General features: G+C 48.5%; 7 protein-coding genes. 5 read left to right on the top strand and 2 right to left on the bottom strand.

Going from position 1 to position 10,735, the window contains the following annotated elements:
* The first annotated feature begins 56 nt into the window (after positions 1–56).
* Both NeNHUV3_RS12110 and NeNHUV3_RS12105 read left to right on the top strand, forming a co-directional pair.
* The gene (locus tag NeNHUV3_RS12110) at positions 57–344 is read left to right on the top strand and encodes a transposase (protein WP_048599378.1); all 288 of its coding nucleotides are present in this window, start codon (positions 57–59) and stop codon (positions 342–344) included.
* A gap of 8 nt (positions 345–352) precedes the next feature.
* The gene (locus tag NeNHUV3_RS12105; protein ID WP_391481656.1) at positions 353–1,198 is read left to right on the top strand and encodes an IS3 family transposase; all 846 of its coding nucleotides are present in this window, start codon (positions 353–355) and stop codon (positions 1,196–1,198) included.
* Here the strand turns inward: NeNHUV3_RS12105 and NeNHUV3_RS12100 are convergent.
* Both NeNHUV3_RS12100 and NeNHUV3_RS12095 read right to left on the bottom strand, forming a co-directional pair.
* Entirely contained in the window at positions 1,195–2,004 is an 810-nt protein-coding gene (locus NeNHUV3_RS12100; protein WP_391481654.1) for a DUF6538 domain-containing protein, read from the bottom strand. The genes NeNHUV3_RS12105 and NeNHUV3_RS12100 overlap by 4 nt on opposite strands.
* Positions 2,005–2,810: 806 nt before the next feature.
* Entirely contained in the window at positions 2,811–5,981 is a 3,171-nt protein-coding gene (locus NeNHUV3_RS12095) for a hypothetical protein (protein ID WP_391481653.1), read from the bottom strand.
* 103 nt (positions 5,982–6,084) lie between these two features.
* Here NeNHUV3_RS12095 and NeNHUV3_RS12090 point away from each other — a divergent pair, with 103 nt between their 5' ends.
* The 3 genes from NeNHUV3_RS12090 to NeNHUV3_RS12080 all read left to right on the top strand — a co-directional run bounded on the left by NeNHUV3_RS12090 (position 6,085) and on the right by NeNHUV3_RS12080 (position 10,721).
* Positions 6,085–8,871 carry a tetratricopeptide repeat protein gene (locus NeNHUV3_RS12090; RefSeq protein ID WP_391481651.1) on the top strand — a complete coding sequence of 929 codons (2,787 nt, stop codon included), beginning with the start codon at positions 6,085–6,087 and terminating at the stop codon, positions 8,869–8,871.
* A 137-nt stretch (positions 8,872–9,008) separates the two neighbouring features.
* On the top strand, positions 9,009–9,542 hold the full coding sequence (locus NeNHUV3_RS12085) for a sulfotransferase family protein (RefSeq protein ID WP_391481649.1): 534 nt from the start codon (positions 9,009–9,011) through the stop codon (positions 9,540–9,542).
* 1,008 nt (positions 9,543–10,550) lie between these two features.
* Positions 10,551–10,721, top strand: a complete 171-nt coding sequence (locus NeNHUV3_RS12080; RefSeq protein WP_391481647.1) for a DUF6538 domain-containing protein — start codon at positions 10,551–10,553, stop codon at positions 10,719–10,721.
* Positions 10,722–10,735 lie beyond the last annotated feature (14 nt).

The raw sequence follows: 10,735 nt of genomic DNA, 5'->3' as shown, positions 1-10,735 counted from the left end.
TTGTCTTGGCCCCCTAAAACTGTGCCACTATTTGTTGACTAAGGGAGTGACAGAGAATGGCACGGAAACGGTATTCACATGAGGATGCACTGAAGTTATTGCGCGAGATTGATGTTCATTTGCATGATGGGTTGGATGTTGTGGGCGCGTGTCGCAAGGCGGGTATTTCGGACAAGACCTATTACTATTGGCGCAAGAAGTTCGGTGGTCTAGGGCGACCGCAGCTCTCAGAAATGAAAGCACTGAAGAAGGAAAACGAGCGGCTGAAGAAAATCGTTGCGGACCTCCAACTGGACAAGCTGATCTTGAAAGAGAGCCTCGATTATTTAAAGCCGAAGGCCTGACGGTTGATGTGTTGCGTCAGGCCGTAATCCATACCCGCCAAAGACTTGATACGTCAGAACGGCGCACATGTGCGGTTCTCGGCGTCTCGCGTTCTAGCTTGCATTACAAAACGAAGGTTCAAGGTGATGACGCATTGCGCTTGGCCATGATCCGCCTTGCCAAGCAGTATGGTCGGTACGGATATCGAAAGATCGCTGAGTTGCTGCGGATCGAAGGTTGGCACGTCAATCACAAGAAAGTTGAGCGTTTATGGCGCGAAGAAGGGCTGAAGCTGCCAGAGCGGCATAAGAAACGAAGGCGGCTGTATCACAAAGACAGTTCGGTCATCCGTTTGCGCCCAATGCATCCCAATCATGTTTGGGCAATTGATTTTGTTCACGACAAGCTGAGTAACGGGCGCAGCTACAAGATGCTGACCGTCTTAGATGAGTTTACCCGCCAAGCTCTTTGCGTTGAGGTGCAAGACAAGATGAACTCAGATGATGTTTTGCGTGTCATACATCGTTTGCTGATGAAATACGGAAAGCCTGAATGCATTCGATCTGACAATGGCGGGGAGTTCGTAGCTGAACACCTTCAAAAATGGCTCAGAAAGGTTGGCGTCAAACCAATCCAAATCTACCCAGGCAGTCCTTGGGAAAACGGTTACAATGAACGGTTCAACGGTATTCTTCGCCAAGAAGTCCTAAACGCTGAATGGTTCCACAGCATCAAACAGGCTCAGGTCGCAATCAATATTTGGCTCAAAGAATACAATCACATCAGGCCCCATCATGCACTCGGAATGCGACCTCCCATGCCAGAAACCTTATTAGAGAAATCCAAAATTAGTGGCACTGAAATTGGGGGCTAGACACCCGTGCCTGAGTTGGGATGTTGCTCTCTTAGGTACCTTCTAAAGGCGATAGCCTCCTCCACGGTGATACTAGTGACCTCACGCTGAAAACCTTTAGACGTCCTGCCACCCTCAATAAATGATGCAAACTGTGCCAATACACGTTTGGTGTTTGTTGTATGGGACTGAATAGTACGAGGGTTTCCACCAATCTTATTCTCAGCGTAAGCCTCTAGGTACGAGTTCATTGCATCCATCAAGGTCGGATTAACCGTTGTTGCGACATCCCCCGCAACAATCCCATCCGTAACACCCTCAACTGTCTTCTTGCTTTGAGCTTTATAAGGCGTCTGATAATCGGGCTGACCCCACTTACCGCTTCGGTAATCTTTTTGACGCTGCTCTTCGTCTATCAGTTCATCAGCAGCCAAATCGTAGTAGAGGTCTTTACGTTCAAGATAGACACGTTCCGCTTCCTTAAACTCAGCATACTCTTTCTCCGTATGCCCTGCCTTCAAGACAGGTGCCTGATCGGGATGAATACCCCAAGTGCGAACTCTATGGTCTGCAATATTACGAATGTCTTGTGGAGCTAGATCACTGGCGCCTTCCAGCAGCTTTGTCAGCTTCATCTTTGTGGCATTAAAATCTGCCAGTATTATCGAACATCTCTTGAGGGCAGTCGCCTCATCTTTGGTCTCTAGCGCAACTTTTACCTCACGCTTACCCCAGAGTGTTCGTAGGTTTTCGGGTACCTGTTTGCGAAACGAATAGAAGCCAGTCGAAGACCGCTTCATGCCGTTCTTTTGCTTAATCTGCCGCATCGCTTGTACCAACTTAGTACCATCCGTTAGTATCAAATGCAGGTAAAGAGCCTAATAAGTCAATGTTTTAAAGGTTTCTAGTGATTGAATGGTGCCCCCACACGGGTGTTGGCTCTGCCAGTAGGCACCAAGGCTAAGCATTAACCTCATAAAACAAGGCTACTGTCTCATTCTGGTTCCTGCAACAGGGCCATATTGGTCTACGGTTTGGTCTACGGCTGAGACCTAGGGCGGCTGAACCTGAACGTTGTACATAAGCGTTGCTATAGCCTCCGCCGCCAGAGACTCTCGGTGAGTCATACAGGGCGACACTGGCTTGTATCCTAGTGGGCTGGCAGGTGAAGCTAATGGGCCTGTACGGGCCTCACAGAGTCTCTGAGGGGCATTCAGAGGTAGGGGGCGAGTGCCACCCCACCCCTAGGGGTTATCATATATAGGCCTGACCCAAGATTGGGGTTTGAGTACCGTCAACCGGAAGCATCAGGCTGTTTAGGTCAGACTTGACGGTTTCATCTGTGCGGTAGGGTGCAGACTGTATGTATGCCTTTGCCATTTCGTAGGGTGCTCGTGCATGAAGCCTGCTGTTGTTACCCTGCATCCCCGAATACTGTTGCAGTAGCATCAGAGGGCTATGCATGGGCCACAGGGGGTGTGCGGGGTAAGTATATATGGCCTCTGCCAGTGAGGAACCTGTGATGTTGTAAACCACTATTAGTTCAGTTTCGGGTTAGATGACCGTTATGATGATCCTTAAAGGGACAAAGTGCTATAAGACTATATAGGAACCTGTCCCTTTAACGGTACTGCTACCCCGAAACTTCAGGCTCTGGCCCGTAGAGATATTCCAGCTTTAACTCTGTGATAGCACCTACTCCCCAGCCTGTGGTTAGATGCGCCAGTACTTCTGCTTCAGTCCACGGGGTGTAGAGGCTGGCGGTGGGACTTCCTGAGTAATCCTTCGGGAGGTAGAGGTGACGGTGGGTGGTCTTGCGTTCATTACCAGCTTTGAAGGTGGCTATCTGGGTGGCTGTTCTGACTAGAGTAGGCAGTTGAGTTAATAGCTGCTTAGGATCAGAGGCTTTGGAACGTTGAAACAATTTCTTAGCTGCCCCCTTGGATAGCCCCAAGTTGTCCCACATCTTCTCCAAACCTAATGGTGTCAGAGGTAGGTCACCTGTTCTGATCAGTTCCATTTCCAGCCTGTCAGGCATCAAGTCGTTAAACTCAATCAGATGATCTACTGGCATCTCGACAGGCAGGTTCGATAGCAAGAATACTCGCTTCTGATAATCTGCCCAGACCAACCTCAATCGGGCTATAGCTTGTACAGTCTCAGCCTCCCTGATTTGCTTTTGAACTGCTTCAATGCGGGGATCACTAAATGATGGAACTGTCATAGCTGCTGGAGCATGAGGGCTACGTGCAGACAACCAATAATCAACCTGATCTAAAGGTAGGTTCTCTTTATCATCATAGCTTGTTGGATTGCCGGACCTACCAAACACGGCCCTCGCTTGTTGTTCTATTTCATCGATTGGTGGCTGGTTGCGGCCCGTAATAAATACAACTGATCTGTCCTCGTAAGCATTAGAACCACGCAGGGACATAAAGTGCGCTACAGCTACACCCGTATCAAGCCTAGGGTGATCTCGCAGGAACTCACATAAATCTTTGTTGCCTACGACTAGAGGGCTTTCGCCTGCCTTCACCCATGCGATTAGGATTGTGATCAAACTGGCTAAGTCATTGTGGCGAGGATCATAGGTTGGTTCTGACAGGTTCTCTTGTTCTGGCCCGATCTTGCTGTTCCAGAAGTTTTTACTACCAGTGCGATCATGTACCTGACTGACCACAGCTAATTGGTGAACATCAATCCGATGATATTGCAGGGCTGGTAGATACGCTTCTGTGATTATGGAGTCAGCCGTAGCATCCAAGTAAAGCACTGGCGCAGACCGTGGCACTCGAATGGGCTTATGCTCACAGATCACAATCTCGTTCTTACGGTTGTTGTAAGCCAGTTGTCCAAATTGATCGTTGCCTTGATCCTGAATCTCCCGTGCTGCGATCTCAAGCAGTTTGGTCAGGGCTTTATACTGTTTAGCTGATCTGACATTGCGGCTTTGCGTAGTCTCAGCACTGAAGGGAGTAGCTGGATTTAGCCCTTCAACCGACACGGCGTTGAACCCGAAGTCTCCAATGTCTTTGTCCCGTAGGTAGGATAGATCACCTTGATGTTTGGTCAGGCACTCCACCAGATCAAAGCCTAGCTGAGCATTTCCATCAAAACGAATATGCTGAGTTATGTCACCCACTGGAATGGACGGCATATTACTGACCGCAGACGACATAAACGCTTCATCTATTATTACCAGATTGGGGTCTATCTGCCTTTCAAACTCATTCCTGCTCAGAAACAAGGACGCATGAGTGTAAATACGGATCGTGTTCTCAGTGCCCAGATCATCACCTGATTGCCTGAACTGATCCAAATAGCTGCAAGTACCAAAAAAACTGCATTGCTCTCCTGAGGTGCGACTAAGACAGGCATTGCTGTAGATGCTGTGGCCCTTTGCCTCTAGATCCCTGACATACTCGGCCCGCTGGCACATGATAGGGTATGGATGTGCTTGTGTATCTTCATCCCATTTACCGCCTGTACGGGGATAAACGTGAATGACCCTGGCATTGATGCCTTCTAAGCTTTCTTCCCATTCGTCAGCTAGATCATGTCGGGGGACGTAGACTTCTACGGACTGTTGGAATTTGTCAGTCAGGTAGTCCTTCAAGTGTGCTATTGTTTGTTTGGTTTTACCTGTTCCCATAGTCAGGCGAACAGCAGCCCTTGGGCAAGCGCCCCCAGCCAAGTCCTCGAAGAAGCCGCTTAGAATGGTGTTAAGTTTAGACTGTGCCTCAATTGCTCCAACAAGCTTTGGGCGTTCCACCTTGCCCGCACCTGCAACAAGTATCGTTCTGTCTGAACGAGATACAAAGTCATAAGTGCCGCTATCAAGTTCCTGCAGTCTTGCTCTGGCCTTTGAGGCAGCATCAGCAATCGTCCAAGGGCCACGGGCAGAAACCACGCTTACATCTGCTTCTTCACAGAAACGGTTCCAGAGGGCAGTGGTCACCTCTTCTTCGCTTGGAGTGTGTTCTGCGGTGACCAACTCCTGCATGACCTGGTTAGATAGCAAGAACATAAGTTGTTCCCTACCATCGATGGCAAGATTAGTAACCGGATCACGTTCTATACCTGCTGGATCAAGCAGTCCTGATTTGCCACTTGCCCTTTGCTTTGAGGACTTTGAAGCTACAGTACTCCTGAAGGCTAAATCAGATGGCACTGTTACGGTTGATACTCCCGTGCCAGCTTTAAACAAGCCAGATCGATTGGGGTATGGGTCAACAGCACCATCACTAAATTGAGGGTTAGCAGTTAGATGGATTTGGATCGGGTTGAACATCCGCATATCCACTGGACAGCCAGACAGCCAAGTCTTCAGCTCATTGTCAGAACACGTGCGTTCCAACCAGAACCACAGATGCACATTAACCCCGTCCTCGATGCCCATGCTGGATGACAAATGATACCAGCAGTCGGCGGATTGGAACTCAGCGGGAAGCTGCTGGATTGCATATGACAGCATTGCCTGTTGGTCAGACAGATCACCATCCCAAGCAAGGCTATCAATGTCGATCATACACCACTGGCGAGGAGTTGCTGTGAAGGCTTCCTTGTTGCGAGGCACTGGGCTGTTTTTACCGTCCACCAGTGAACCTCTGATGACTGTATGCTTGGGATCATTCTCAAGTCTTTGCAATAATGCAGACAGGCTTTGTAGATCTGACACGGGTTCTTCAGCCACGTTAAACAGTTTGCCAGTGGAAAAGGGCTGTTGAATTACATCTGTGCCACTGAAGCTTTTAACCAGGGCATGACCAGAGACAGACGTCAGGAGTGTCATTACTTCGGTCATTTGCATCCCTTTCCAAACTTTGTCAGAGAACCTAAACATGGAAACTGAGAAGTACCAATAAGTGATGATCTCAGATTGAGATTAACAAGAGGCTGGGATACTAGTGGCGGAACTAACAATTGACCAAGCTCTACAGCAGGGTGTCGAGGCTCATAAAGCAGGGCAGGTTCAAGAGGCGGATCGTCTTTATACAGCTATACTCAAAGCTCAGCCCAAACATCCTGATGCTAACCATAACATGGGCGTACTGGCCGTAGGTGTTGGTAAGGTTCAGGAAGCACTTCCGTTCTTCAAGACGGCGCTCGAGGCTAATCCCAGCATTGGCCAGTTTTGGCTCAGCTATATCGATGCTTTGATTAAGCTAGGCAAGTTAGCAGATGCCAAGGCTGTGTTGGATCAAGCCAAGAGTAAGGGCGCTAAAGGTGATGGCTTTGATAAGCTGGAGCAAAGGCTAAAGGAGGCTGAACAAGAACCCCTAGAAGCCAATCAGATAGCTTCTGAACCACAACCTAAGCAGCCGAACATCCTGGACAGCCTAAAACTGGATCAAGCGATCAGTCTTGCAAAGAAGAAAGCAAAAGACGGCTCTCCTGAAGAAGCTAAGCGTATCTATCAGGATATTCTGACTAAGTTCCCTAAAAACAAGAGATCCATTAATGGGCTGAAGGCTCTAGCGGGTAGACCTGTTGGCAAAGCGTCCAAAGCTCAAGATCCGCCACAGGATCAATTGCAATCAGTGATTAACCTCTACAGCCAAGGGCAACTTCAGCAGGCTCTGAAGCAGGCTGAAACCTTGGTGAAGCAATTCCCACAGTCAGCCATCTTGTTCAACATTCAAGGGGCCGCATTCAAAGGCCTGGGACAACTTGGATTATCTGTTGAGGCTTACAGCAAAGCTCTAGCCATTAAGCCTGATATTGCTGAAGCCTACTACAACATGGGCAATGCTCTCAAAGAGCAAGGTAAGCTGGAAGAGGCGATAGAGGCTTACAGCAAAGCTCTAGCCATTAAGCCTGATATTGCTGAAGCCTACTACAACATGGGCAATGCTCTCCGAGAGCAAGGTAAGCTGGAAGAGGCCATAGAGGCTTACAACAAGTCCCTAGCCATCAAGCCTGATTACGTCGAAGCTCACATAAACTTAGGATCAGCATTCAAAGAGCAAGGTAAGCTGGAAGAGGCCATAGAGGCTTACAACAAGTCCCTAGCCATCAAGCCTGATTATGCTGAAGCCTACAACAACATGGGCAATGCTCTCAAAGAGCAAGGTAAGCTGGAAGAGGCCATAGAGGCTTACAACAAGTCCCTAGCCATCAAGCCTGATATTGCTGAAGCCTACAACAACATGGGCAATGCTCTCAAAGAGCAAGGTAAGCTGGAAGAGGCCATAGAGGCTTACAACAAGTCCCTAGCCATCAAGCCTGATTATGCTGAAGCCTACAACAACATGGGCAATGCTCTCCAAGAGCAAGGTAAGCTGGAAGAGGCCATAGAGGCTTACAACAAAGCTCTAGCCATCAAGCCTGATTATGCTCCTGCTAGAGCGCAATGCCTGCATCAACTTGCTCATATCTGTGATTGGTCTGCGATAGAACCAGATCTGTGCTATCTGCTCGAATTAGGTATTAAAGGTAAAGCTGCAACGCCTTTTTCAATGCTTTCATTGGAAGATGCTCCAGATCGCCACCGATTGCGATCAGAACTCTATGCACGAGAAAAACTCCTGCGAAAGCCGTTGCCAGCACCAGCCAAACCATCTCAGAAACCCGAGCGATTGCGCATCGGATATCTTAGCGCAGATTTCCATAATCATGCAACGATGTATTTGATGGCTCAGGTTTTTGCAGCGCATGATAAATCACATTTTGAAATATTTGCGTACTCTTATGGACCTGACAAGCAAGACGAGATGCGCAAAAAGTTAGTGAGTGCTGTCGATGTGTTTCACGATGTGCGTGGCATGAATGATATACAAATTGTGGAGCTCGCTAGAGCGGACAAGCTAGATATTGCAATCGACTTGAAAGGCTTTACGAAGAACGCAAGATTGGCACCGTTTGCTTACGGTTTGGCACCAGTCCAGATCAGCTATCTTGGTTATCCAGGAACATTAGGCGCTGATTTCATTGACTATATCGTCGCAGATCCCGTTGTCATTCCCGAAGATAAGCGGCACCATTTTTCCGAACAGATTATTTATCTGCCGCATACTTACCAACCAACTGACAATAAAAGGATTATCTCCGATAAATTGATCACTCGAGAAGATGTGGGGCTCCCGACTTATGGATTTGTATTCTGCTGCTTGAATAACAACTACAAGATATCTCCCCGGGAGTTTGATATTTGGATGCGATTGATGCAAAAGGTTGAGGGGAGCGTCTTATGGTTGCTCAAGTCAAATAAATGGGCAGAGCAGAATCTCAAGCGAGAAGCTGAAGATCGAGGCATCAGTGCAGAGCGGTTAATATTTGCTGAGAAAGTGCCGCAGGCTGAGCATCTTGCGAGACAGAAACTTGCAGATTTGTTTTTGGATACGTTTAACTACAACGCTCATACGACTGCGAGTGATGCACTTTGGGCAGGGCTGCCAGTTGTCACAAAACTGGGTGAGGGGTTTGCGGCACGTGTGGCTGGCAGCCTACTGGCAGCGATTGGGCTAACAGAACTCATCACTGAGAACGAAGAGGAATATGAGGCACTAGCATTGACGCTAGCGACGTATCCGAAGCGGCTTGGTCAGGTCAAATCAAAGCTTGACGGGAATCGTTTGACGCACCCACTTTTTGACAGCGAGATGTATACCAGACATCTCGAGGCGGGATATCAAATGGCGTATGATCGGTATTTTAACGAGCAGGAACAAAGCGATATTGTTGTGCCAAAGTAGGCATGCTGTGTTTTGAGTGAACTCTTCACAACACCTGTCGAGACTTAATTATTCTCACTGGTGCAGGTGAACTGTAATACATATCACAATATGGAGGCCAACTCGCTGCCGGCCTAACTGCTTCCACTTTAGAGGCAGTGTCAGTATTCCGAGGTCGTTATTTAGCAGAGCTTGCCAAAAGGGCTGAAGGCCAAGCGTTCGTAACCGATAAGATGCCACAAAACTTTCAATACATCGCCTTAATTTGTGCTGCATTCCCTGAAGCAAAGATTGTTCATGTGCAAAGAAGCGCAGAAGCTACATGTTGGTCAAACTTCAAGCAGTACTTTGCTTCAAAAGGCCTTGGCTATTCCTATAGCCTTAGAGATACAGTTGCATACTACGGGCGATACAAAGATCTCATGCACTTCTGGTCCCAAAGCTACAGCGAACGCATTTATAACCTCGACTACGATAAGCTGACAGAGGACCAAGAGCCAGAAACAAGGCGTTTGATTGAATATTTGGGACTTAACTGGGAAGAAACATGTCTGGCACCGCAGAATAACAAGAGGTCTGTGAAAACGGCTTCTCAACAGCAAGTTCGGAAGAAAGTTTACAAGGGCAGTTCACAAGCGTGGAGAAAGTATGAGCCGTTCTTAGACGGTGTCTTTGATGAGCTTGAAGCTTAGCTCGAACCACCGTTCAGATAGCCACCTTCAAAGCTGGTAATGAACGCAAGACCACCCACCGTCACCTCTACCTCCCGAAGGATTACTCAGGAAGTCCCACCGCCAGCCTCTACACCCCGTGGACTGAAGCAGAAGTACTGGCGCATCTAACCACAGGCTGGGGAGTAGGTGCTATCACAGAGTTAAAGCTGGAATATCTCTACGGGCCAGAGCCTGAAGTTTCGGGGTAGCAGTACCGTTAAAGGGACAGGTTCCTATATAGTCTTATAGCACTTTGTCCCTTTAAGGATCATCATAACGGTCATCTAACCCGAAACTGAACTAATAGTGGTTTACAACATCACAGGTTCCTCACTGGCAGAGGCCATATATACTTACCCCGCACACCCCCTGTGGCCCATGCATAGCCCTCTGATGCTACTGCAACAGTATTCGGGGATGCAGGGTAACAACAGCAGGCTTCATGCACGAGCACCCTACGAAATGGCAAAGGCATACATACAGTCTGCACCCTACCGCACAGATGAAACCGTCAAGTCTGACCTAAACAGCCTGATGCTTCCGGTTGACGGTACTCAAACCCCAATCTTGGGTCAGGCCTATATATGATAACCCCTAGGGGTGGGGTGGCACTCGCCCCCTACCTCTGAATGCCCCTCAGAGACTCTGTGAGGCCCGTACAGGCCCATTAGCTTCACCTGCCAGCCCACTAGGATACAAGCCAGTGTCGCCCTGTATGACTCACCGAGAGTCTCTGGCGGCGGAGGCTATAGCAACGCTTATGTACAACGTTCAGGTTCAGCCGCCCTAGGTCTCAGCCGTAGACCAAACCGTAGACCAATATGGCCCTGTTGCAGGAACCAGAATGAGACAGTAGCCTTGTTTTATGAGGTTAATGCTTAGCCTTGGTGCCTACTGGCGGAGCCAACAACCGTGTGGGGGCACCACTACCAACCATAAAGCATTGTAATACCTCACTAATTCGACTGATCGAGTGAGCCGTAGACCATGCTGGCAACCAAATCTAATAGCTATACGTTCCAAAAAAATGGAATCTGGTATTTCTCCCGTAGAGTTCCCGCTGATTTGCGGCGGCATTATCGTACAGGCAGGATTGCTTACTCTCTGAGGACTAAATCAGTCAGGGATGCTCGTATTAGGGCGATGAGTACAGTATGATGATTTAAATCGTG

It is taken from the genome of Nereida sp. NH-UV-3 (assembly GCF_042939535.1).
Taxonomy (GTDB): Bacteria; Pseudomonadota; Alphaproteobacteria; order Rhodobacterales; family Rhodobacteraceae; genus Nereida; species Nereida ignava.
Note: the sequence above shows the minus strand (reverse complement) of the source record. Positions and strands in the feature narration are given on the sequence as shown.

What these genes read in the sequence shown, in the direction of transcription:
- NeNHUV3_RS12110 (WP_048599378.1), top strand. Translation starts at nt 57, where the DNA reads ATGGCACGGAAACGGTATTCACATGAGGATGCACTGAAGTTATTGCGC.
- NeNHUV3_RS12095 (WP_391481653.1), bottom strand. Translation starts at nt 5,981, where the DNA reads ATGACCGAAGTAATGACACTCCTGACGTCTGTCTCTGGTCATGCCCTG.
- NeNHUV3_RS12080 (WP_391481647.1), top strand. Translation starts at nt 10,551, where the DNA reads ATGCTGGCAACCAAATCTAATAGCTATACGTTCCAAAAAAATGGAATC.
- NeNHUV3_RS12100 (WP_391481654.1), bottom strand. Translation starts at nt 2,004, where the DNA reads ATGCGGCAGATTAAGCAAAAGAACGGCATGAAGCGGTCTTCGACTGGC.